Below are 24367 nucleotides of genomic sequence, written 5' to 3' on the forward strand. Positions count from 1 at the left end.
AAATAAAATAAAGTCTATTTTACAGCCCATTAGATTCTGATAAAATATTGATGAATTGAAAATGATTATCATTATGAATGGGGGATAAACATGAAAAAATATTTAGCATTATTGCTATCAACAGTTTTACTTACAAGTTTAACAGCTTGTGCAGCAAAGACAACACCAGAAACAACTGAGGTAGAAAGTGAAAACACAGCATTTACACTAAATTATTTAGGAAAAGAATATTCCTTTGATAAAAAGGTTGAGAATATTGTTCTTGCAAGTTTAGAAGGGATGGAAGATGCGGCAGCTTTAGGTGTTAAAGCAGTAGGAGTTTTAGAGGTTGCTGGACAAGTTCCAAAATATTTAGCAGATGACTTTAAAGATGCAACTTTAGTTGGAGATAAAATGAAGCCTAATGCAGAAGTTATACTAGGTTTAAATCCCGATGTTATTATAGGATCTTCAAAATTCTCAGAAGAAGTAATGGCACAGTTAAATAAGATAGCAGTAACATTACCATATTCACATATATCAGCTAATTGGAAAGATAATCTTCTAGCTTTAGGAGAATTAACAGATAAGAAGGATGAAGCTAATAAATTAATTTCAGACTATGAGGCAAAAGCTTCAAAGGCAAAGGAAGATATAGAAAATAAATATAAGGATAAAGATATTTTAGTTATTAGAGTAAGAAAGGGATTAATGTATGTATATCCAGCAGATGTATATTTAAATCCAGTTTTATATACAGATTTAGGATTAAAAGTTCCTGATATAGTTACTCAAGCAAAAGCACAAGCTGAATTAACAATTGAGACTTTAGCAGAAATAAATCCAGATGCTATTTTCTTACAATTTGAAGATAGTGAAAATGCAGATACTCCAGAAGCTCTAAATGAACTTTTAGCAAATCCTATATTTAAGAGTTTAGAATCAACTAAAAATAATAAAGTATTCGTAAATACTGTTGAACCTTTAGCTCAAGGAGGAACAGCTTGGTCAAAGGTTAGATTCTTAGATGCAGTTGTAGATAATTTATTAAAATAATAAGTTAGTATTAAAAGATAATTTAAATTTTGTAGATATAGTAATTGCTACAAAGTAAAAATGTATAATTTTTAATATACCTTAGAAAACAAATTATTAAAAATATTATTTTAGAAACTCCGCTAGGAGTTTCTTCTTTAATTTTACATTTTACATTATTAATTTTACATTGTGCGTTAGCGCAACTATAAGGGGATAAATATGAAAGGTCTTAATAAGAAATTTTTGTTAATATTAATAATATGTTTAGTAGGGATAGTTAGTGTGACTATTTTATCTGTAGGAATGGGAACTAAATCAATACCAAAAGAAGTAGTTTTTGATGCTATTTTTAATTTTGATGAAAGCAATGTAGATCATATAATAATAAGAAATAATAGGTTACCAAGAGCTATTGCGGTATTAGTAGTTGGAGGGTTCTTAGCTGTGGCTGGTTCAATTATGCAAGGTATAACAAGAAATTATTTGGCATCACCATCGCTTATGGGAGTAAATGATGGTTCAGCATTTTTAATTACTATAGCAATGGTTTTTTATCCAGGGCTTTCAAATGGAAGCCTAATTTTAGTTTCTATAATAGGCTCTATAATTGGAGCTTTGCTAGTATTAGGAATAGGGTCATCTATAAAAAATGGACTATCTCCAGTTAGGCTTGCAATTATAGGAACAATAGTAGGGAGTTTTTTAAGTAGTCTGGGTTCAGCTATTGCCATGTACTTCCAAGTGTCTCAAAGCATTTCATCTTGGTATAACACAAAGGTTCATACCGTAAACAGTGACTTACTAAAGCTTGTAATACCAATAGGAGTTATTGGCATTGTAATAGCAATAATAATAGCTAAAGATATTACTATAAGCTCATTGGGAGAGGATATAGCTATTAGCTTAGGGCAAAGAACAAATATAGTAAAGTATCTATCTATGGGAGCGGTGGTATTACTAACTGCAACTTCTGTTGCACTAGTTGGTAAGATTGCTTTTGTTGGACTAGTAATACCCAATATTACTAGAATGATAGTGGGACATGATTATAAGTATATTATTCCATATTCATTAATAGGAGGCTCTTTTTTCTTAGGATTATGCGATTTATTAAGTAGATATATAGCATTTCCTTTTGAAACACCTATAGGAACAGTAACTGCTATTATAGGAGTACCTTTCTTTTTATATATGATAAAAACTAAGGGAGGATCAAAAAATGCATAAGAAAAAACTTAAATATTCCTTTATTATAATAGCATTAATTTTATTAATATTTTTAGCCTTTTACTTACATGTAATTAATGGGATGTACGATATAAGTGTAATTGAAGTATTTCAAACCTTATTTAATTTAAATGATAATGAGAAATTTAGATTAGTAGTATTTGAATTTAGACTTCCAAGGATAATTATAGCTATATTAATCGGAATTGGACTTTCAGTTGCTGGACTATTTCTTCAAGGAATAACAAAAAATGAGTTAGCTGATCCAGGAATACTAGGAATAAATTCAGGGGCAGGAGCAGCAGTAATTATATATATGTATTTTATTAACTTTAGCCCAACGAGAACTGATGGAAGTAATTATTTAAGTATATTCGCCATGCCTATGTTTGGTTTTATAGGGGGACTATTAGCAGCATTAATAATATTACTATTTTCAAAAAATAATAAAAAGATGGATATGCAAAGACTTATTTTAACTGGTATAGCAGTAAATAGTGGGTTTTCAGCTGTTTCAATGCTTTTTTCAATGAAGATGAATGCAGGAGATTTTGAATTTGCAGCTGTTTGGCAAGCAGGCTCAATATATAACGCAAATTGGACTTTTATATATATGATGCTACCTTGGATAATAATTTTAAGTTTGTATCTATATAAGAAAGTTCATTTACTAGATTATTTTCAATTAGAAGAAAGTAGTGTGGTAAGCCTTGGAATAGATATAGATAAAGAAAAAAGAAAATTACTATTTGCTTGTGTTGGCCTAATTAGTTCATGTGTATGTGTTGCAGGAAATATAGGATTTATTGGATTAATGGCACCTCATATAGCTAGGCAGTTAGTGGGATTAAATCATAGAAAACTTATGCCAGTAACTGCTTTAATCGGGGTTTTCCTTTTAATTCTATCAGATTTTATTGCTAAAACTATTTTTGCACCATCAGAATTAGCTGTAGGAATAGTAATATCAATAATAGGAATTCCTTATTTTATATATTTATTATACAAATCATAAAGAGGTAAGATATGAAAAAAGCTATTGATATAAAAGATTTAAAAGTAGGATATGATAAGAAAATTATAATTGAAGAACTAAATCTAACTCTTGAAAAAGGTAAAATAACTAGTATTATTGGAGCTAATGGATGTGGTAAATCAACATTATTAAAGAGTATAGGTAGAATACTTAAAAAAGAAAAGGGAAATATATTTCTTTTAGATAAAGACATGAATGAGATGAAGAGTAAAGAAATAGCAGAAAAATTAGCTATATTATCTCAAAATCCAACTGCACCTTCTCAACTAAAAGCTGAAGAATTGGTGTCCTATGGAAGATATCCACATAGAAGTAATATAAATAAGTTATCTAATGAAGATAAGAATAAAATTCAATGGGCATTAGAAGTTACAAATACAATAGAATTTAGAGATAGAGAGTTATCAGATTTATCAGGGGGACAAAGACAAAGAGTGTGGCTTGCTATGGCTTTAGCTCAAGATACAGATATATTGTTATTGGATGAACCTACTACTTTTTTAGATATGTCACATCAACTTGAAGTACTTAATATTGTAAAGAATCTAAATGATAAAGAAGGATGTACAGTAGTAATGGTTTTACACGATATAAATCATGCTGCAAAGTATTCTGACTATATAGTAGCAATGAGGAATGGAAAGATATTATATAATGATGAGCCAAATTCAATAATGAATAAGAATGTGTTAAAGGATATATATAATATAGATGCTGATTTAGTAAGAAGTGAAAATTATGATGTTCCATTATGCCTAAATTATGAATTGTTATAAAAAGTTAAATTTATTCTACTGTGCTTTATTATATTTTTTATATCTATGGACAAATTAATATATACTATAAAAAGAAAACCATATGTAGTACAATATTTATAGAATTATATGTAGAGTCTGGAGGACAAAAGATGGAATTATTACCATTAGGCACAATAGTTGTTTTAAGAGATGGATATAAAAAATTAATAATAATAGGAAGAAAGATATATTCAGGAAATGGTGAAAATCTAAATGATTATTTAGGATGTCTTTATCCAGAGGGATATTTAGGTGAAGAATATTGTTATGTATTTAATAAAGAAGATATAGATCAAGTTATACATAGAGGATATTCAGATTTAGAAGAAGAGGCATTTACAAAAGCATTAAAGGAAATGATTTAAAAGATGCACAAGACTGTAATTAACAGTTTTATGCATCTTTTTTTGTCTAAATATATAGATTGCCTCCTATTAGATATACAGTTACAGAGGTCTACAAAGGGCATAATAGCTAGATGGACAAATTTGTCACCAATGTTAGTTGACAAAAGGAAGGTTTCTTCAAATTGAATTAGGTAGTAGTGATAAATATAATTAGGTTATAAAGTAAAAGTTTACAACAGAATAAAAATAAAATAAATGGAGGGGAATTTAATGACAAATTCTAAAACTACTACAAAAGATACTATGCAGAGATTTGGAAAATTTCTAAGTGGTATGGTAATGCCTAACATTGGAGCTTTTATAGCTTGGGGACTTATAACAGCATTTTTTATTCCTACTGGATGGACACCAAATGAATCATTAGGAACTTTAGTTGGTCCAATGATTACTTACTTATTACCTTTATTAATTAGTTTTACTGGCGGTAAGATGGTTGCAGGAGCAAGAGGCGGAGTTATTGGAGCGGTAGCAACTATGGGAGTTATCGTTGGATCAGAAATTCCAATGTTTATTGGAGCTATGATAATGGGACCTTTAGCAGGCTTCGTAATTAAGAAATTTGATGAAGCTGTTGAAGGAAAAGTACCAGCAGGCTTTGAAATGTTAGTAAACAACTTCTCAATCGGTATTTTAGGAATGCTAATGGCTATACTTGCATACTTTGCAATAGGACCAGTAGTTGTTCTTTTAACAGGCTTCTTAAAAGCAGGTGTTGAATGGTTAGTTTCAAGAAAGTTATTACCTTTAGTTTCAATCTTTATAGAGCCAGGTAAGATTTTATTCTTAAACAATGCAATTAATCATGGAATTCTAGGACCGATAGGAATAGAACAAGTTCAAGAAGCAGGAAAATCAATAATGTTCTTACTAGAAGCAAATCCAGGACCAGGATTAGGTATTCTTTTAGCTTATTGGATGTATAGTAAGGGCGCTGTAAAGCAATCTGCACCAGGAGCAGTAATAATACACTTCCTTGGAGGTATTCATGAAATTTACTTCCCATACGTATTAATGAACCCAGCACTTATATTAGCTGTAATGGCTGGAGGAGCATCAGGTATATTAACATTCTCAGTTTTAGGAGCTGGTCTTGTAGCAACTCCTTCACCAGGAAGTATATTTGCATTAATAGCAATGTCACCAAAGGGCGGATTATTACCAGTTCTAGCTGGAGTTTTAGTAGCAACAGTAGTTTCATTCATAGTAGCAGCACCATTTGTTAAGAAAGCTGCAAAAAGTGGAAAAGATGAAAATCTTGAAGAAGCAAAAGCAAAAGTAAAAGAAATGAAAAATATAAATAAATCAAGGGTTAAGAAAATAGTTTTTGCTTGTGATGCTGGTATGGGATCAAGTGCAATGGGTGCTTCAAAATTTAGAAATAAAATTAAAGACTTAGGTCTTGGAATAGAAGTTGTTCATGCATCAGTAGATGAAATACCTAGCAATACTGATATTGTAGTTACTCATAATACTTTAATAGATAGAGCTAGAAAATCTTCACCGAATTCAGAGATTATCGGAATTCAAAACTTCTTAACAGATGAAAATATACAAGGATTATATGACAGATTATCAGGTAAAGAGTTAGCAGGTGCTACAAAATAAATTAATATATAATAATACTTGAAAGGTGTAAAATATTTACACCTTTTCTTTATTATTTATGAATTTATAGAAAAATTACTATGATGAACGCCCTTTTTCCATAAGGATTGTTATTTTAATAGCATTCTCAAGAAATAGATTATATTCTGATATAATTAAAATAAAAATTAGAGAGCTATTTAGAAATGTCACTATCTAATTGAGACAATTATAGTGGATGATTAAATTGAGTTAAGATATATCAAGGGTTAAAATAAGGGTGTAAGGAGTTGGGTAATCAAAAATGTCATTATTGGAGAGGTTTAACATGAAAACTAAAAAACTAAACTCTAGACAGAAAGAAATAATAAAGATATTAACTAAATCTACAGTTACAAATCCCTTAACAACGGCTTCAATAGCAGAGAAGTTATCAATAAGTTCTAGAACTGTACTTAGGGAGATGCCTAAGATAGAAGCATGGTTAGAAGAAAATGAGTTTAAATTTATTAAAAAGCCAGGAGTAGGTTTAGTAATTGATGAAAGCTTAGAGAACCAAAAGTTAATATTAGAACTACTAGAAATTGAAAAAATTGAAAAAGAGTACTCCAAAGAAGAAAGAAAAAAGATAGTGATTAGTGAACTTCTTATTTCACAAGAGCCAATTAAATTATTTTACTTTACATCACTTTTAAAGGTTTCAGAAGGAACTTTAAGTAATGATTTAGACAGTATAGAAGACTGGTTAAGAAAATTTAATATAAAGTTAATTAGAAAACCAGGGTTAGGAATTTATGTTGATGGTAAAGAAAATGATTATAGAAAGGCTTTAACTAATATCTTATATGATACTTTAGAAGAAAAAGAATTAATTAATCTTTTAAAAGGCTCCTTACTGACAAATAGTGATAATGGGATAGTAGAATTTTCAATAGAAAATAGACTTTTAAACTTCATAGATAAATCTATCATTAAGTCTATTGAAGAAATTGTTGGAGGATTGGAGAAGGAAAATGATATTAAGCTTGTTGATAGCGCTTATATAGGCTTAGTAGTTCACTTATCTCTAGCAATTCAAAGAATAAAAAATAAAGAAAATATAAAAATGGACAAAGAGGTTTTAGATGAATTATCTAAATTGCCAGAGTTTAAAATAGGAGAAAAATTAGTAAGAAACATTGAAAAGAAGTTTAATATAGAAATTCCAGTAGATGAAATTGGATATATAACAATGCACCTAAAGGGAGCTAAACTTAGGTTAAGTTCTATTTCAGAATTAGAGAATGACATAGCTAATTTAGATATTAAGAGTATTTCACTAAAGATAATTGAAGTAATAGAAAAAGAATTAAATGTTTTCTTAAAAGACGATGAAAAGCTTTTAAAGGACCTTACAAATCATCTAGTACCTGCTATTAACAGGTTGAAGATGAAAATGAATATAAGAAATCCTTTATTAAATAATATTAAACAAAAGTACCCAATGGAGTATATTGCTACAAAAAAAGCTTGTGAAATATTAAAAGCAAGTACTAAGACAGAAGAAATACCAGAACCAGAGATAGCATATATAACCATGCACATAGCAGCAGCTATTTATAAAAAGGGGTTTGAAGAAAAAATTAGAGTTGTAATTTCTTGCCCAACAGGTATAGGTACATCGAGTTTATTGGCAGCAATACTTGAAAAAGAATTCAATAATGTGACTGTTGCAGATACAATTTCTGCAATAAATATTAATGAAGATAGACTTAAAGAAGAGCAAGTAGATCTTATAGTATCTACAGTACCATTAGAGATAGATTTTAAAAATATTTGCGTTGATCCGATTTTATCTATACAAGACAAAGCAGCATTACAAGATAACTTTAGAAAAATACTTAAGCAAAAGAAATATAAAAATATAATAAAAAAGGTAGATAGTAATAGTAAGAAAATAGGAATAAGAGAAATTACTGAAATAGGTAATGAAATCTTATCAATAGTTGATAATGTGCAAGTAAAAGAAGTGAAAAATACTAATAATATTGAAGAACTTATATATGAAGCTAGTTATTTATTTACTGAAAATATAAGTGAAGCTGAAGAAATAAGAAATAATATATTAAGCAGAGAAAAAATTAATAGTACCTATATAAAAGACTTAGGTATATTACTTTTACATTGTAAATGTAAATGTTTAGATGGTGGTAGATTTGGATATTTAAAAATAATAAACAATATGATCAATGAAAAGGGATTAATTAAAGGTGCTTTAGTATCTATAATACCTGAAAATCCTAAAGAAATTACCTCGCAGCTTATAAGCAAAATAAATGGAGCAGTTATTGAAGATGAAGATTTCTTAAGGAGTTTAAAGGAAGGAAATAGTGAAGAAGTTTCTAAAAGAGTTGAGAAAATATTAAAAGAAATTTTCATTAAAAAAATACAGATGAGTTTGGAGGGATAAGAAGTGATCAAAGCTAAAATTCAAATATTTGGCAAATTCTTAAGTTCCATGGTTATGCCAAATATAGGAGCATTTATTGCTTGGGGATTTATGACAGCACTTTTTATTCCAGAAGGATGGTTTCCCAATGAAAGTTTATCAGCATTAATAGAGCCAATGATAAAATATTTACTTCCGTTGCTAGTTGGAATAAAAGGAGGAAATGTTATTGCAGGCTATAGAGGGGGAGTTATATCAGCAGTAGTAACAATGGGAATGATAGTTGGAGCAGATGTTCCTATTTTAATAGGAGCAATGATAATTGGCCCACTATCTGCTTATTTAATAAAGATATTTGATAAGGTAATAGAAGATAAAATTCCAGCTGGCTTTGAGATGCTAGTTAACAATTTTTCCATGGGGATAATTAGTATGATTTTAGCACTATTAGCTTTTTTAACAGTTGGACCAATAATTTCTGGAGCAACAATTTTTTTGAAAAATGGTGCAGAAGTTATTATATCAAAGGGAGTTATTCCATTTATCTCAATTTTTATTGAACCAGCTAAAATTTTATTTTTAAATAATGCTATAAATCATGGAGTATTATCTCCAATAGGGATGGAGCAAGCAAAAGAAGCTGGTAAATCAATTATGTTTTTATTAGAGTCTAATCCAGGACCTGGTTTAGGTATTATTTTAGCTTATTTGCTATATGGCAAGGGAGCAGAAAAACAATCAGCCTTTGGAGCATGGATAATCCACTTTTTAGGTGGTATTCATGAAATATATTTTCCATATGTTCTAATGAATCCATTCTTATTACTAGCTGTAATTGCAGGAGGAATGGCAGGAACCTTAGTATTTTCTATATTAGGAGTAGGTTTAGTTGCAACACCATCCCCAGGAAGTATATTTGCATTAATGGCTTTATCACCAAAAGGAGGAATTTTTCAAATGTTAGTGGGAGTAATAGTAGCATCAGCAGTTTCATTTATTATTGCAATACCATTTGTAAAGATGGCATCTAAAAATAAAGAGATAAGGGAAGAAGAAGCAAAAAGGGAATATGTAGAAGTGAGTAAGGTTAAAAATGATGAAATTAAGAAAATAGTATTTGCTTGCGATGCAGGAATGGGATCAAGTGCTATGGGAGCAACAAGATTTAAGAAAAGAATAAAGAATTTAGGCTTAAAAATAGAAGTAACTAACTCATCGGTAGATGCTATACCAGAAGATGCTGATTTAGTAATAAGCCATATAAAGTTAGTTGATAGAGTAAAAAGAAATTCACCAAATACAGAGCATATATTTATAGACGATTTCTTAAGTGATAAAAAAATTGATAGATTATTTGAAAGGTTTGAGAATAATATGTTGGAAAAGTTAAAACAAAAAATGCAAAGAAAAGATACCTTAAATGTACAAGATGAAAATAATAAATTACCAATATTATCAGAAAAAAATATAGTGCTTGGATTAGAAAGTGAAAGTAAAGAAGAGGCAATTAAAAGAGCAGGAAATTTATTAGTAAATGGTGGATATGTAAAAGAAAGCTATGTTGATGCAATGCTAGAAAGAGAAGAAGTTGTTTCAACTTATATAGGAATGGGAGTTGCAATTCCACATGGAATAGGAGTAGCAAAGAGAGAGATAAAATCTTCAGGTATAGTAGTTCTTCAATACCCAAATGGTGTTGATTTTGGAGAAGAGTTTGCTTACTTAGTTGTAGGAATAGCTGGAGTTGGAGATGAGCATATAGAAATATTATCTAATATAGCAATATCATTAGAAGATATGGAACTAGTAGAAAGACTGAAAAAAACTAAAAGTGAAGATGAAATATTAGAAGTATTTCAAAAATAAGGAGGGGTTATTATGAAGAAGGCTATACAATTTGGAGCAGGAAATATAGGAAGAGGTTTTATTGGAGCATTGCTATCTAAGTCAGGATACAATGTAGTTTTTGCTGACGTAAATAATGAAGTAATAAATAAAATTAATGAAGACAAAGAATATACAATAAATATTATGGATGTTCAATGTACTACAGAAAAAATTAGTAATATAAGTGGAGTACTGTCAACAAGTAAAGATATATTAAATGAAATTAAGGATACTAGTATAATTACAACAGCTGTTGGACCATTAGTTTTACCTAGGATAGCAAGTACAATTGCTGAAGGAATTAAAATTAGAAAAGAAGCAGGTATTAAAGAATACTTAAATATTATTGCTTGCGAAAATGCTGTAAATGCAAGTTCTCAACTTAAGGATGAAGTTAAGAAGTACTTAAGTGAAGAAGAAATAGTATATTTAGATGAAAATATTGGTTTCCCAAATTGTTCAGTTGATAGAATAGTTCCTCCTGTAAAAAGCGAAAATATTCTAGATGTAGTTGTTGAAAAATTTCATGAATGGAATGTAGAAAAGGCTGCCTTTAAGGGGGAAATTCCTAATATTGAAGGAATGAATTTAGTAGATAATTTAGTAGCATATATAGAGAGAAAATTATTCACTTTAAATACAGGACATGCTATAACTGCTTACTTTGGGTATTTAAAAGGATATAAAACAATAGATGAAAGTATAAATGATGAAAAGATATATGAGTTTGTAAGAAAAGCTATGATTGAAAGTGGAGAAGCCTTAATTGCTAAATATGGATTTGATAGAGAAAGCCATATTAAGTATATAGATAAAATAATTAGTAGATTCAAAAATCCTTATTTAAAGGATGATGTTGCAAGGGTAGGAAGAGAGCCTTTAAGAAAGCTGAATAAAGATGATAGATTAATAAAACCATTAATTACTGCAAGGTCATATAATATAGAGTCTGAAAGCTTACTACTAGGTGTTGGAGCAGCTATGCATTATAAAAATGAGGAGGATGAGCAGAGTGTAAAGTTGCAAAGCCTAATAAAAAGTAAAGGAGTAAAAAGATCATTATCTGAAGTGGCAAAGATTCCAGAAGATAGTGAGATATTAATTAAAATAGAGGATTACTACAATCAAGTTAAAAGATTAATGGAAAATTGAAAAATAAAGAAAAATAAGTAATATTCTTTATAAGAATATTACTTATTTTTTTTATAAATATATAAATAAACAAAAGTTTAATATAAAATATAATTAAAATTAAGATTTTATTAAAATTAATGCAAAAACTATTGTATTTTGGAATTATTTGTTATAGTATGGACTTATAAGAAATAAGTATATGAATTAAACCTTAAATTCGCCCCCTAAAATAATATTTTAAATACAAAACTATTGTATTGAATTTTTATTAATTCTTTGCAATAGTTTTTTTTTGAGATAATAATGAAATTAGCAATACAAAATTCGGTGGAAAGACTTCTAAATAAGTTTTAGAACCAATTTATATTACACTTTAATTGGGAATATAATTTAATAAAAAATAATATTAAAAATAAAATTTATTTTTATTGTAATTTGACATTATTTGTTATAATATGTATTTATGTATATAATGTGTAAAATAAATACATATTATATTTGGAGGAAATAATATAATTAATAAGATTTCAAGGGGTAGATTCTATGATAGAAAAAAACATCAATATAATTAGTACAGGGGTATATCATCCTGAAAACAAAGTACATAACGATTATTTTGTTAATCATTTTAATGAAATGGGAATTGAAGTAGAAGGTCTTTTAAAGCATTTAGAAAGAGAATATAGATATCTTTCTAATGATCCTAATGAAACTGTAATAACTATGGCATATAATGCAAGTGTAAAAGCATTAAATGACGCAAATATAAGCATTAAAGATATAGATTTACTTATATTTGCAACAGATACTCCAGAATACACATCACCGTCTAATGCTGTGAAGTTGTTAGATATGTTAGGTAAAGGTGATATTAGAATTCAAATGGCTTATGATACAAATGCAAATTGCCTAGGAATGATAACTGCCTTAGATCAAGCAAGTAGAATATTAATGACAAATAAAAGATTTAAAAAAGCTTTAGTTGTTGGAGGAATTTTATTTAGCTCTGTTGGAAATCAAAGAGATTCAGTTTCTTATCCTAATTTTGGGGATGCAGCAGCAGCGGTTATTTTAGATAAGGTAGAAGAAAATGTTAAAAGAGGATTTATCGATTCCACTCATTTAACACAAACATCAGAATGTAATAATATACTTATGCCTAAAGTAGGATACTCAAAAATAACTAGATGTGGTGTTGAAAATGAAGATGATAATAAATGGTTCTGGGAACCCTTTGATGGAAGCTTTATATCAGATGTATGGGTAAAATTAATTAAAGAAGTTGCAGAAGACAATGGTATAAAAGTAACAGATATTAATCATCTTATATTTTCTCAATTTACAATTCCTGATGCTAAACTAGCATTAGAAAAGTTGGGATTAGATACTGATAAAACAACTTATATAGGTAATGAATATGGATATACTGGAACTACTAGTCCTATAGTGGCTCTTGATAGAGCATTAAAAACTGGAAAAATTAATCATGGAGATTATGTAACATTATCATCTATGGGTTCTGGCTCAGTAGTAACTGTATTATTATTTAAGTTTTAAATAATATTCATAATAACAAGTATAAATATTTTTAATATATAACTTTAGGAGGGTTTATTTATGAAAAAGTATCAAGGAAAAAATTCAAGCTATCAATTTGATGTGGACAATATTAAAAAAGTATTTCATGCTGAAGCAGCAGGGTTTTTTAGTGAGGAGGATGGAAAATCCTTCTTAAAGGATTATATTGATAGTACAAAGGAATTTTCTACTAAGGACTATGCTTTGGTAATTGACGCACCAGAGTTAAAACCATCAAGTCCAGAAGTAGCAAAAATGCTAGGAGAATTATTACATAAATATATGGAGGTTCCTTTTAAAAAGAGATTCTTAATTACAAAAGGAAATCTAATTACTGTTTCTCAATTTAAAAGACTAGGCAAAGAGGTACCTGGTTGGACTGAATCTATTCAATATGTAGATGATTATAATGAAGTATTAAATAATCTTTAGAAATATATTATTAGTACATAAAAATTATATAAGTTATTAAATATAGATAACAACATTACATATATAATTTGGTTAAAATAGTATTTTAGTATAAGACTATTGCAATGAATTTATTTCTTTGCAATAGTTTTTTATTTAAATAAATAGATAGGGTTTTATTATATATAGCTTTATACATTAAAAAATATATATGCTAAAATAACTTATATAATCAAATGGATAATTATTATTAAGAAATAAAAACAAATAAGTAAGTAGTATATTTATCTGCAATTTAAAGTGCAGTTTATATGACTATTCATAAAAGTACTCATAATATATAATGAAATCGGGTGGTGAAATGGTTTACTATAATTTAACAATAAGACAAAAAAATATACTTAAGTATATTTTAGAAGCAAAGGATTATATTAATAGCCAAGAATTAGAAGAGCAATTTAATATATCAAAAAGAACATTAGCTAATGAAATTATGAAAATAAAACTGTTTTGTAAGGAAAGAGATACAGAGCTAATTTTAAAAAGAGGTTTAGGTTATAAATTTATAGCTGAAAATGAGTATGAAAAAAGGACAATTATAGAAGCTCTAAATGAAAAAAGTTCTGCAAGTGGAAATGATAATAATAGGTTAAATGATATTTTAGAAATATTAATTTCAAGAAATTTTTCACAAAATAATAAAGCCATAAAATTAGAAGAACTATCTAAGGAATTATATGTAAGTTTATCAACTATAAAGCAAGATATAAAAGAAGTGAAAAAGATATTGAATAAATATAATTTAGAAATTAGTAGAATTTCCAATAATGGAATATCCTTAATTGGAAGTGAAATTGATATAAGAGTCTTCATTTCAAATTATTTATTTAAAAACAGTAAGGAACTTAAATATTTAAATGTTAATGATTTTAATTTTTCAGCATCTAAGGATAACAGCATATATAAATTAATATCAGATATTGTATTAGATATAGTTAAAAAATATGATATTGAATTAAGTGACTTAGGATTTAAAAATCTATGTATTCATATAATAATAGCTATTTATAGAGTGAAGAAAAATAATTTTATCACTTATTCTAATTTAAGTTGTGATAAGGAATGTAAAGAATATGAAGCTGCATTAGAGCTTAAAAAAATGTTAGATTCAAATTTTGCTATAGATTTACCTTATGAAGAAGTTGTTTATTTATATCAACATTTAATATCACAAAAAATGCTATCTATAGATACCAATGTGGACAAGTATTATAAGGATAATTATATTGATAATTTATTTAAGTACTGTCTTAACCTAGTATATGAACATAGTGGAATAAACTTTTTTAATGATAATATTTTGAAAAGTGGATTATTAATTCATCTTAGAAGTGCAATAAATAGAATTAATTTTGGAATGAAGATAGAAAATACAATGCTTGATGAAATTAAGTCTAATTATGCATTTGATTATGATATAGCTATTATTTTTTGCCAAGGATTAAAAAGAAAAGCTAATATAGATATATCAGAAGATGAAGTAGGATTTATAACATTACACTTTGCAGGAGCAGTTGAAAGATTAAAATTAGCAAATAAAATAAACAAATATAGAACTATAGTAGTTTGTGCCACCGGTGGAGGAACTGCAATTCTATTAAAAACTAAGTTAGAAAGTAAATTTAACGAGTTTATAGAGATTAAAGGTTTCTATCCAGCATTTAAATTAAATAGTATGGATTTATCTTCATATGACTTAATTATAAGTACTATTCCATTAGAAAATGTTAAATTACCAGTACTAAATGTATCGCCTATAATGCTTGAAGAAGATTGTAGGAAAATAACTAGATTTATTACAATGGATAAAAATAATGATTTGAAAAAAAGTATATTTAAAGAGGATTTATTTTTTGTAAATTTAGATTTAGATAATAAGGATGAAATAATAGAATATTTATCTAAAACTATGTATGAAAAAGGTTATATAGATAATGAGGCAGCAAGTTCCTTTAAAGAAAGAGAAGATATGTCTTCTACAGAGATAGGCAATAAAGTTGCTATACCTCACTTTATAAAAGGAAAAGTTAATAAAGAGGCTATTGCAATTGCAATTTTAAAAAATCCAATAAATTGGGATAAGACAAAAGTACAACTTGTTATGATGCTAGCCTTCAAATTAGGTAAGGGTTCTGAAGAATTATTTTTAGAAATTTATAGTGGAATAGATGATATTAACAAAGTTAATAAATTAATTAAGTGCAGAGATTTTAAGGAGTTTAAACAAATATACGGCAATTAGAGAAAGAAGTGTAGACTATTGAAGGAAGATTTAATATTTATTAATGAAAGTTACAACGATTGTTTTGAGTTTTTAGAAAATATATCTGATAGATTATTAGACTATGGATATGTTAAGGAAAGTTTTAAAGATGCAATAATAGAAAGAGAAAAGATTTTTCCAACTGGATTACCTGTTGAACCTATTGGAGTAGCAATACCTCATTGTAATAGTGAGCATGTAAATGAAGCAGGAATAGTGTTTGTAAAATTTAAAGATGATGTAAAATTCATAAGTATGGCAGGCGAAGAAGAAGTAAATGTTAAAATAGCCTTTGTTTTACTTGTTAAAGAAAAAGAAAAACAAGTAGAAGTTTTACAAAAATTAATGGAAGTAATATCTAACGAGGATATTCTTACTAAGTTGTACAATGAAAATAATAATGAAAAATTAATTAATATTATGAAAGAGGTCGGATTAAGATGAAAAAAATAATAGTAGCATGTGGAGCTGGAGTAGCAACTTCAACAATAGCAATTCAAAAAATAAAAGCAGGATTAGAAAAAAGAGGATTACTTGATAAAGTTCAAATAACACAATCTACAGTAGTTGAATTATCTAAGCAAGCAAGTAGATATGATTTAATAGTTACAACAGCTATGACAACAGAAGATTATGGAGTGCCATTAGTTAAAGGATTACCTTTTATAACTGGAATGGGTGTAGATAAGGTAATGGATGAAATCGTTGAAAAATTAGGATTATAAGATTAAATTTATAGGATTTGAGGAGGAATATTAATGGCTGCATTACAATATTTAGTGGATTTAGGGGCTTCAGTTATGATGCCTATTATATTTACAGTTTTTGCATTAATTTTAGGAGTTAAATTAGGACAAGCAATTAAATCAGGATTATTAGTTGGAATAGGATTTATTGGATTAAATGCAATAATAACATTATTAACTGAAAATTTAGGACCAGCTGCAGAAAGAATGGTTGAAAACTTTGGATTGAATTTAACAGTATTAGATGTTGGTTGGCCAGCTGCATCAGCAATTGCATTTGGATCAACAGTTGGGATTTTAATAATTCCATTATGTATGGTAGTAAATATAATTATGATATTAACAAAAACAACAAGAACAATTAATGTTGATATATGGAATTTCTGGCACTTTGCATTTACTGGTTCTTTAGTATATATGCTAACAGGAAACCTATGGATAAGCTTATTTATATCAGCATTAAATATGATTATAACTATGATTATTGGGGATAGAACAGCACCAATGGTTGAAAAATCTTTAGGATTACCAGGAGTTTCAATAGCTCATGGATTTACAGCTTCTTTTGTACCACTTGCTTTAGCTATAAATTGGGTATTAGATAGAATACCTGGAATTAATAAAATAAAGTTAGATGCAGTTACAATTCAAAAGAAATTTGGAGTTTTCGGAGAACCAGCTATATTAGGTACTATAATAGGTGCATTACTAGGGATTTTAGCTAAATATAATGTTAAAGAAACTCTTAATTTAGCAGTAGTAATGGGAGCTGTATTAGTATTAACACCAAAGATGGCTGCAGTACTTATGGAAGGATTAATGGTTGTTTCAGAAGCAGTACAAGAATTCCTTCAAAAGAGATATTCAGGAAAAGGTACTTTATACATAGGATTAGACTCAGCAGTTGGTGTTGGTCATCCAGTAACATTAGCAATTTCATTAGTATCAATACCAGTAGCATTATTATTAGCATTTATTGTACCAGGTAATCAATTCTTACCATTTGCAAGCTTAGCTGGATTACCATTTATGTTTGTTCTTATAGTTCCTATTGCAAGAGGAGACTTCTTTAGATCCTTCGTTATAGGTGTTATAACATTAGCTCTTGGATTATTAATAGGAACAAATTTAGCACCACTATTTACAAAGGCAGCAGCTGCAGCTAATTTTGCAATTCCAAGTGGAACAGCATTAATATCAAGTATAGATTATGGCTCAAGCATATTCCCATGGATATCTATTATGTTAGTAAAATTTAAGTGGGTTGGTATAGCAATAGGTACTATCTTTACATTAGCTTTAATGATGTGGAACAGAAGTAAGATTATAAAAGAAGAAAATGCTAATTAAGACTTAAGAAGAAAGGTGACGGTATTAATATGATATTTTTCTTAGATACAGCAAATGTAGAATATATTAAAAAAGTAAATGATATGGGAGTAATAAAAGGTGTTACAACAAACCCATCACTTATAGCAAAAGAAGGAAGAGATTTTAATGAAGTTATTAAAGAAATAACTGAAATAGTTCATGGACCTATAAGTGGTGAAGTTGTAAGTGAAGATGCAGAAGGTATGATTGCAGAAGGAAGAAAAATTGCTACTATTCATAAGAATATGATAGTAAAAATTCCAATGACAGAAGAAGGTCTTAAAGCAGTAAAAGTCTTAGCAAAAGAAGGAATAAAGACAAATGTTACTTTAATATTTTCAGCAACACAAGCACTACTTGCAGCAAATTCAGGAGCAACTTATGTTAGTCCATTTTTAGGAAGAATAGATGATATATCAATGAATGGAATGGATCTTATAAAAGATATAGCTGAAATATTCTCAATTCATGGAATTGAGTCAAAAATAATTGCAGCAAGTGTAAGAACTCCAATTCATGTTATAGAAGCTGCAAAAGCAGGTGCTGATATAGCTACAGTTCCTTATGAGTTAATTATGAACATGCTTAAGCATCCTTTAACTGATCAAGGCTTAGAAAGATTCAAAGCAGACTGGCAATCAGCTTTTGGAAAGTAAAAAGAGTTAAATATCCAATAGTAGATAACATATATAATATATGAGAAATGAGGCTGAAAATGAGTAGAAAGTTAGATGAATTATCTATAAATGCAATAAGAGTACTTTCAGCAGATGCAATTGAAAAATCAAAATCAGGACATCCAGGACTACCCCTTGGTTCAGCAACTATGGCGTATACATTATGGACTAAGATGAATCATAATGGCAAGAATCCAAATTGGGATAATAGGGATAGATTTATACTATCAGCTGGTCATGGTTCAATGCTAGAATATTCTTTATTACACTTATTTGGATATGGAATAACAACTGAAGATATAAAGAATTTTAGACAATTAGGTAGTTTAACACCAGGGCATCCTGAATATGGTCATACTAAAGGGGTTGAAATAACAACAGGGCCTTTAGGACAAGGTATATGTAATGCAGTTGGTATGGCTATTGCAGAAAGTCATTTAGCAGAAAAATTTAATAAACCAGGATATGAAATAGTTAATCATAATATTTATTCTATAGTTGGTGATGGATGTTTAATGGAAGGAATTTCAGCAGAAGCATCTTCATTAGCAGGAACTTTAGGATTAGGTAAACTTATAGTTCTATATGATTCAAACAATATTTCTATAGAAGGCGACACAGATATAGCCTTTAGAGAAGATGTAGCTAAGAGATATGAAGCATACAATTGGCAAGTAATTAAAGTAAATGATGGGAATGATATAGAAGCAGTTGAAAAAGCTATTGAAGAAGCAAAGAAGGAAACTTCTAAACCATCAATTATAATAGTTAAGAATCAAATAGGCTTTGGATGTCTTGCAAAACAAGGGCAGGCTTCTGCTCATGGGGAACCTTTAGGAGCTGAAAATGTAAAAGCAATGAAGGAAAATCTAGGATGGAATGATGGAGATTTCTATGTTCCAGAAGAAGTATATTCTAATATGGATAATTACATCAATTTAGGAATAGAAAAAGAAAAGGCTTGGAATGATTTATTTAGAGATTACAAGAATCAATACCCAGAGCTAGCAGAAGAATACCATAAATGGATGTCTGGAACAATTGATAGTGAAGCTCTATTAAATAATGAGGATTTCTGGAGTTTTGATAAAAATATGGCTACTAGAGAATCTTCAGGAATAATTATAAATAGATTAGCAGAATTAATTCCTAATTTTATTGGAGGATCAGCAGATTTAGCACCTTCTAATAAAAGTTATATGAATGGAAAAGGAGACTTCTCAGAAGAAAATAGAAGTGGAAGAAATCTTCACTTTGGAGTAAGAGAACATGCCATGGCTGCTATAACAAATGGTATTTATGCTCATGGAGGATTACAGGTATTCTGTGCAACCTTCTTTGTATTTACTGATTATATGAAGGGGGCAATGAGATTATCAGCATTAATGAAATTACCAGTAACCTATGTTCTAACTCATGATAGTATTGGAGTAGGTGAAGATGGACCAACTCATCAACCAATAGAACAATTAGCAGCACTTAGGAGTATGCCAAATATGACTGTATTTAGACCAGCAGATTCAAAGGAAACTGCTGCAGCTTGGTATTATGCTGTAACTAATGGTGAAAGTCCAACTTCAATAGTATTAAGTAGACAAAGTTTACCTTTATATAATGAATCTGAAAAGAAAGCATTAAAGGGTGGATACATACTTAAGGATTCTAAGAAGGATACTCCAGATGCAATATTAATGGCATCAGGGTCAGAAGTTGAATTAATTTACAAGGCAGCAGGTGAACTAGAAGCAAAGGGAGTAGATATAAGAGTAGTAAGTATTCCATCCTTTGAAATATTTGATGCTCAAGATAAAGAATATAAAGAAAGTGTTCTTCCAAATAAGATTAGAAAGAGAATTGCAGTTGAAGCATTATCTTTCTTTGGATGGCATAAGTATGTAGGACTTGATGGAGAAATTATTTCACTAGATACCTTTGGAGCCTCTGGAAAAGCAGAAGATTTATATAAAGAATTTGGCTTTACAGTAGAAAATATAGTAGAAAAAGTTAAGGAATATATATAATATTTTAATATTATAAAAGGTAAATCATATAAGATGAAGAAGAATATTTTTATATTCTTCTTCATTTTTTGCAACTATTTATATAATTTTAAAGTCTAATATATGTAACAAAGACATATGCGCATATGGAGAAAGTTACAGGAGGTAAAGTCATGGATTTAATGATAAAAAAAGCACAAAAAGGAGATAAAGAAGCTTTTATAAAAGTAATAAATCAATATACTCAAGATATGTATAAAGTGGCTAAGACAAGACTGAATTCTGAAGAGGATATTGGAGATGCCATACAAGATACTATTTTATCAGCTTATAAAAATATATGTGTTCTAAAGGAAACAAGCTATTTTAAAACCTGGATAATAAAAATACTTGTAAATAAATGCAATGACATTATAAATAAAAATAAGAAGATAGTATATGTTGAAGAGTATTATGATGATTCAAACAATAATTTATTAACTGATAATACAACTATTGAAGAAAATATTATTTTTTATGAAACATTAAGCATTTTAAATGAAGAGTATAGAATAGTTGTAATTTTATATTATGTTGAGGGTTTTAATACAAGAGAAATAAGCGAAATACTAAAGGAAAAAGAAGGAACTATAAAATCAAGACTTAGTAGGGCGAGGAAACAGTTAAAAGAATATTATCTGAAATATGATAATGAAAATTCTTCTATTAATATGAATTTAGGAGGTAATATAAGTTGAATATGAATTTAGATGAAAAAATTGAGATAGAACTAAAAAAAGATATAAAGATACCTCAGTCTGTATTAAATAAAGTTGACAGAGCCTTTGAAGAAATTAGAGAAGAAGAAGGGAATGTAGCGAAATCAGTATGTACATTTAATAAAAAATTAGTTGCCTCACTAGTTGCGGTACTAGTTATAAGTGGACTTATAATTAGTCCAAAAGTATTTGCCAGTATAAGCTCAATTTTTAAAGATAGAGGAATTCAAAAGGCTACAAATAATGGTTATTCCTATGAGAGTACAGAAAACTTAGTTAAAGATAGTGGTATTACAATGAATATTGATTCTGTAGTATCAGATAAGAATAAAATTGGGATTGCCTTTACTTTTAGATTTGATGACACTAGTAAATTAAAAAATGTTAATGATATTAAGCTGGGATTAAATATTAAAGATAATAATGGTAGAGTTCTTATTGAGCATTTATCAGAGGGTTTATATACTCCAATGAAGATAGGTCAAAACTCAAATACAGATGCTAGCAATAAGATTACTGGTGAGATAAAATATTATTTAATAATGTACTCAATTGATGGAAAACTAGATAATATTAATAATCTATCAATAAATATAGATGAAATTAAATTATATGAAGAAAATATAGGATTTAGTACTGCTATAGATGGAGATTGGAAACTATCATTAGATTTAGACAATAAAAATAAGCAAATAGAAACAATAAAATATATAGCAGAAGAAAGTAATGATATTGTTACTTTGAACTCTATTGAAGTTATGCCAACTGGAAGTATTATAAATATGGATATAAATAAAAAAGTAGATGAGAATATAATAAATAAAATTATACTTACAGATGAAAGCGGAGAAAATATATATAAGTTTACTAATGGAAATATGGAAGATACAGAGAGTGGAATAAATATTTCATTTATGTACGATTTAACTACTTTTGACAATTTAGATAAGTTAAAAATGATTATTAAAGATATTGAAAGAGAAGATATAGTACTAAATTTAATCAAAGAAGATAAATAATATATAAAAGATTAATAGTTAAATAAGAAGTTAGAAAACTATGGATAATTAAATCCATAGTTTTTCAACTATATTGAGAATTATTTTCAATAAATATCTTGACTTCGAGATATATTAGGAATATAATTATCTTGAAATCAAGATAATGTAGGTGAATATATGGACAATATGAATTTAAAGCTAATTATTGCAATGAGTAGAACTTATGATAGTTTATTTTTTGAAATGGAAAAGAATTTTAAAGAATTTGGTTTAAATATCAGTGAATTTGGTGTTTTAGAAATGTTATATCATAAGGGAGATCAACCTGTGCAAAAGGTAGCTGAAAAGATACTTGTAACAAGTGGAACAATTACTTATGTAATAAATAAGTTAGAAAAGAAAGAGCTTGTTGTTCGTAGAAAATGTACTAAAGATAAAAGAGTTTATTATGTTTCATTAACAGAAAAAGGAAGAGGTTTTATAGCCCATATATTTCCTAAGCACAAGAGCTTTTTAGATAATTTATTTAAAGATTTAAGTGATGATAGTAAAAAACAGCTTATTGAAAATTTAATTAAATTAAGAAAGGTATTAAAGTGATAATTAACTAGAGATTTTATAAATATTAATTAAAGAGAAATATAAATAAAAAAGGAGAGGTTAATAAATGAATAAAAATTTTTTTGAAGCAATAAAAGAAAGAAGAAGCATATATGCTATAGGTAAGGACTCACCAATATCAGATGAAAGAATAAAAGAAATTGTAGAAGAGGTAGTTAAACATGTACCATCTGCTTTTAATTCTCAAACAACAAGAACAGTTATTTTATTAGGAGAATCTCATGATAAGTTATGGAATATAACTATGGAAGCTTTAAGAAAGGTAGTTCCTGCAGATAATTTTTCAGCAACTGAAGAAAAAATTAATTCTTTTAAAGCTGGATATGGAACAGTTTTATTCTTTGAAGATTTTGCAATAGTTGAAGGATTACAAAAACAATTTGAATTATATAAGGATAACTTCCCAGTATGGGCAACACAAACTTCAGGAATGATGCAATTCGCAGTTTGGACTGCATTTGCAACTGAAGGACTTGGAGCAAGCCTTCAACACTATACAGAAGTAATAGATAATGAAGTTAGAAAAGAATTTAATATACCAAATAATTGGAAGATGTTAGCCCAAATGCCTTTTGGTAATATATTAGCACCAGCTGGCGAAAAAGCTTTTACTCCAATAGAAGATAGAGTTAAGGTTTTAAAATAAGGAGAACATTATGTTAAAAAAAATAGACCATAGAAATATGGGGAAAAGTGATTTAGGATGGTTAAAGACTATATTCCACTTCTCTTTTGCAGATTATTATAATATTGATAATATGAATTTTGGTGTATTAAGGGTTATAAATGATGACTTAATAGCAGGTGGCACTGGATTTGATTATCACCCACATAAGGATATGGAAATAATATCCTATGTTATCCAAGGTGGATTAACTCATTCAGATACAATGGGAAATAAAAACACTATATATAGAGGAGAAGTCCAATATATGAGTGCTGGTACAGGAGTTTATCATAGTGAGCAAAATATAGGAGATGAAACTATAAGATCACTTCAGATTTGGATACTTCCAGATAAAAAGGGACATAAACCAGCCTATGGAGACTATAAGTATAAAGAAGAAGATAGAAAAAATAAGTGGTTAAATATAGTATCAAGTAAAGAGGGAACTGCAGCTGTAAAAATTAATCAAGATGCAAACTTCTATGTAGTGGAATTAGATGAAGGAAAAGAAATAGATTTTAAGGTTGCATCTAATAGACAGGCTTATTTAGTTCAAATAGAAGGAGATTCAATTATTAATAACCTTGAACTTAATGAAAGAGATGCTCTTGAAATAGTTGAAGAAGATATAAACATTAAGGCTAAGAAAAAATCCCATATACTTGTAATTGAAATGAAAAAACAATTAAAGTGGTAA

At 28.3% G+C, this 24367-nt stretch carries 22 protein-coding genes; all 22 read left to right on the plus strand.

Annotated features, from left to right (window positions below):
* Positions 1 to 90 precede the first annotated feature (90 nt).
* The 22 genes from ACFYH6_RS01870 to ACFYH6_RS01975 all read left to right on the plus strand — a co-directional run bounded on the left by ACFYH6_RS01870 (position 91) and on the right by ACFYH6_RS01975 (position 24367).
* Positions 91 to 1035 (plus strand): ABC transporter substrate-binding protein, encoded by a 945-nt coding sequence (locus ACFYH6_RS01870; protein WP_416179338.1) that lies wholly within the window; start codon positions 91 to 93, stop codon positions 1033 to 1035.
* A 201-nt stretch (positions 1036 to 1236) separates the two neighbouring features.
* Positions 1237 to 2244 (plus strand): FecCD family ABC transporter permease, encoded by a 1008-nt coding sequence (locus tag ACFYH6_RS01875; RefSeq protein ID WP_416179337.1) that lies wholly within the window; start codon positions 1237 to 1239, stop codon positions 2242 to 2244.
* Entirely contained in the window at positions 2237 to 3259 is a 1023-nt protein-coding gene (locus ACFYH6_RS01880; RefSeq protein ID WP_416179336.1) for a FecCD family ABC transporter permease, read from the plus strand. Before ACFYH6_RS01875 ends, ACFYH6_RS01880 begins: the two co-directional genes overlap by 8 nt.
* Before the next feature lie 11 nt (positions 3260 to 3270).
* Positions 3271 to 4056, plus strand: coding sequence for an ABC transporter ATP-binding protein (locus ACFYH6_RS01885; protein WP_416179335.1), 786 nt, complete (start codon positions 3271 to 3273; stop codon positions 4054 to 4056).
* Positions 4057 to 4187: 131 nt separating this feature from the next.
* Complete coding sequence (locus ACFYH6_RS01890; RefSeq protein WP_416179334.1) at positions 4188 to 4442, plus strand: DUF4176 domain-containing protein; 255 nt, start codon at positions 4188 to 4190, stop codon at positions 4440 to 4442.
* Between the two features lie 252 nt (positions 4443 to 4694).
* Entirely contained in the window at positions 4695 to 6089 is a 1395-nt protein-coding gene (locus ACFYH6_RS01895) for a PTS mannitol transporter subunit IICB (protein ID WP_416179333.1), read from the plus strand.
* Between the two features lie 307 nt (positions 6090 to 6396).
* The gene (locus ACFYH6_RS01900) at positions 6397 to 8517 is read left to right on the plus strand and encodes a BglG family transcription antiterminator (protein WP_416179332.1); all 2121 of its coding nucleotides are present in this window, start codon (positions 6397 to 6399) and stop codon (positions 8515 to 8517) included.
* Between the two features lie 48 nt (positions 8518 to 8565).
* Positions 8566 to 10362 carry a PTS mannitol transporter subunit IICBA gene (locus ACFYH6_RS01905; RefSeq protein WP_416179386.1) on the plus strand — a complete coding sequence of 599 codons (1797 nt, stop codon included), beginning with the start codon at positions 8566 to 8568 and terminating at the stop codon, positions 10360 to 10362.
* Between the two features lie 12 nt (positions 10363 to 10374).
* The gene (locus ACFYH6_RS01910) at positions 10375 to 11535 is read left to right on the plus strand and encodes a mannitol-1-phosphate 5-dehydrogenase (RefSeq protein WP_416179331.1); all 1161 of its coding nucleotides are present in this window, start codon (positions 10375 to 10377) and stop codon (positions 11533 to 11535) included.
* Between the two features lie 525 nt (positions 11536 to 12060).
* Positions 12061 to 13074, plus strand: coding sequence for a ketoacyl-ACP synthase III (locus ACFYH6_RS01915; protein WP_416179330.1), 1014 nt, complete (start codon positions 12061 to 12063; stop codon positions 13072 to 13074).
* Between the two features lie 60 nt (positions 13075 to 13134).
* Positions 13135 to 13527 carry a hypothetical protein gene (locus ACFYH6_RS01920; RefSeq protein ID WP_416179329.1) on the plus strand — a complete coding sequence of 131 codons (393 nt, stop codon included), beginning with the start codon at positions 13135 to 13137 and terminating at the stop codon, positions 13525 to 13527.
* Between the two features lie 340 nt (positions 13528 to 13867).
* Positions 13868 to 15808, plus strand: coding sequence for a BglG family transcription antiterminator (locus tag ACFYH6_RS01925; protein ID WP_416179328.1), 1941 nt, complete (start codon positions 13868 to 13870; stop codon positions 15806 to 15808).
* 18 nt (positions 15809 to 15826) lie between these two features.
* A complete protein-coding gene (locus tag ACFYH6_RS01930) occupies positions 15827 to 16273 on the plus strand; it encodes a PTS sugar transporter subunit IIA (RefSeq protein ID WP_316343734.1) in 447 nt (148 codons plus the stop codon).
* The gene (locus ACFYH6_RS01935; RefSeq protein ID WP_316343735.1) at positions 16270 to 16554 is read left to right on the plus strand and encodes a PTS sugar transporter subunit IIB; all 285 of its coding nucleotides are present in this window, start codon (positions 16270 to 16272) and stop codon (positions 16552 to 16554) included. Before ACFYH6_RS01930 ends, ACFYH6_RS01935 begins: the two co-directional genes overlap by 4 nt.
* Before the next feature lie 33 nt (positions 16555 to 16587).
* On the plus strand, positions 16588 to 17925 hold the full coding sequence (locus ACFYH6_RS01940) for a PTS galactitol transporter subunit IIC (protein ID WP_316343736.1): 1338 nt from the start codon (positions 16588 to 16590) through the stop codon (positions 17923 to 17925).
* Positions 17926 to 17954: 29 nt separating this feature from the next.
* Positions 17955 to 18602: a fructose-6-phosphate aldolase gene (gene fsa, locus ACFYH6_RS01945; RefSeq protein ID WP_416179327.1), complete on the plus strand. Its 648-nt coding sequence runs from the start codon at positions 17955 to 17957 to the stop codon at positions 18600 to 18602.
* A 59-nt stretch (positions 18603 to 18661) separates the two neighbouring features.
* Positions 18662 to 20644 (plus strand): transketolase, encoded by a 1983-nt coding sequence (gene tkt / locus ACFYH6_RS01950; RefSeq protein ID WP_416179326.1) that lies wholly within the window; start codon positions 18662 to 18664, stop codon positions 20642 to 20644.
* A 152-nt stretch (positions 20645 to 20796) separates the two neighbouring features.
* Positions 20797 to 21360, plus strand: coding sequence for an RNA polymerase sigma factor (locus ACFYH6_RS01955; protein ID WP_416179325.1), 564 nt, complete (start codon positions 20797 to 20799; stop codon positions 21358 to 21360).
* Positions 21357 to 22400, plus strand: coding sequence for a hypothetical protein (locus tag ACFYH6_RS01960; protein ID WP_416179324.1), 1044 nt, complete (start codon positions 21357 to 21359; stop codon positions 22398 to 22400). Before ACFYH6_RS01955 ends, ACFYH6_RS01960 begins: the two co-directional genes overlap by 4 nt.
* Before the next feature lie 159 nt (positions 22401 to 22559).
* Positions 22560 to 22982 (plus strand): MarR family winged helix-turn-helix transcriptional regulator, encoded by a 423-nt coding sequence (locus tag ACFYH6_RS01965; RefSeq protein ID WP_416179323.1) that lies wholly within the window; start codon positions 22560 to 22562, stop codon positions 22980 to 22982.
* Between the two features lie 67 nt (positions 22983 to 23049).
* On the plus strand, positions 23050 to 23649 hold the full coding sequence (locus ACFYH6_RS01970) for a nitroreductase family protein (protein WP_416179322.1): 600 nt from the start codon (positions 23050 to 23052) through the stop codon (positions 23647 to 23649).
* A 10-nt stretch (positions 23650 to 23659) separates the two neighbouring features.
* Positions 23660 to 24367, plus strand: a complete 708-nt coding sequence (locus ACFYH6_RS01975; protein WP_316343741.1) for a pirin family protein — start codon at positions 23660 to 23662, stop codon at positions 24365 to 24367.

This window comes from Clostridium sp. HCS.1 (genome assembly GCF_047900555.1).
Taxonomy (GTDB): domain Bacteria; phylum Bacillota; class Clostridia; order Clostridiales; family Clostridiaceae; genus Clostridium.

Coding starts and splice junctions, on each gene's coding strand:
- ACFYH6_RS01920 (WP_416179329.1), top strand. CDS start 13,135: ATGAAAAAGTATCAAGGAAAAAATTCAAGCTATCAATTTGATGTGGAC.
- ACFYH6_RS01885 (WP_416179335.1), top strand. CDS start 3,271: ATGAAAAAAGCTATTGATATAAAAGATTTAAAAGTAGGATATGATAAG.
- ACFYH6_RS01910 (WP_416179331.1), top strand. CDS start 10,375: ATGAAGAAGGCTATACAATTTGGAGCAGGAAATATAGGAAGAGGTTTT.
- fsa (WP_416179327.1), top strand. CDS start 17,955: ATGATATTTTTCTTAGATACAGCAAATGTAGAATATATTAAAAAAGTA.
- ACFYH6_RS01895 (WP_416179333.1), top strand. CDS start 4,695: ATGACAAATTCTAAAACTACTACAAAAGATACTATGCAGAGATTTGGA.
- ACFYH6_RS01955 (WP_416179325.1), top strand. CDS start 20,797: ATGGATTTAATGATAAAAAAAGCACAAAAAGGAGATAAAGAAGCTTTT.
- ACFYH6_RS01905 (WP_416179386.1), top strand. CDS start 8,566: ATGGTTATGCCAAATATAGGAGCATTTATTGCTTGGGGATTTATGACA.
- ACFYH6_RS01965 (WP_416179323.1), top strand. CDS start 22,560: ATGGACAATATGAATTTAAAGCTAATTATTGCAATGAGTAGAACTTAT.
- ACFYH6_RS01940 (WP_316343736.1), top strand. CDS start 16,588: ATGGCTGCATTACAATATTTAGTGGATTTAGGGGCTTCAGTTATGATG.
- ACFYH6_RS01915 (WP_416179330.1), top strand. CDS start 12,061: ATGATAGAAAAAAACATCAATATAATTAGTACAGGGGTATATCATCCT.
- ACFYH6_RS01880 (WP_416179336.1), top strand. CDS start 2,237: ATGCATAAGAAAAAACTTAAATATTCCTTTATTATAATAGCATTAATT.
- ACFYH6_RS01970 (WP_416179322.1), top strand. CDS start 23,050: ATGAATAAAAATTTTTTTGAAGCAATAAAAGAAAGAAGAAGCATATAT.
- ACFYH6_RS01875 (WP_416179337.1), top strand. CDS start 1,237: ATGAAAGGTCTTAATAAGAAATTTTTGTTAATATTAATAATATGTTTA.
- ACFYH6_RS01975 (WP_316343741.1), top strand. CDS start 23,660: ATGTTAAAAAAAATAGACCATAGAAATATGGGGAAAAGTGATTTAGGA.
- ACFYH6_RS01900 (WP_416179332.1), top strand. CDS start 6,397: ATGAAAACTAAAAAACTAAACTCTAGACAGAAAGAAATAATAAAGATA.
- ACFYH6_RS01935 (WP_316343735.1), top strand. CDS start 16,270: ATGAAAAAAATAATAGTAGCATGTGGAGCTGGAGTAGCAACTTCAACA.
- ACFYH6_RS01925 (WP_416179328.1), top strand. CDS start 13,868: ATGGTTTACTATAATTTAACAATAAGACAAAAAAATATACTTAAGTAT.
- ACFYH6_RS01870 (WP_416179338.1), top strand. CDS start 91: ATGAAAAAATATTTAGCATTATTGCTATCAACAGTTTTACTTACAAGT.
- ACFYH6_RS01890 (WP_416179334.1), top strand. CDS start 4,188: ATGGAATTATTACCATTAGGCACAATAGTTGTTTTAAGAGATGGATAT.
- tkt (WP_416179326.1), top strand. CDS start 18,662: ATGAGTAGAAAGTTAGATGAATTATCTATAAATGCAATAAGAGTACTT.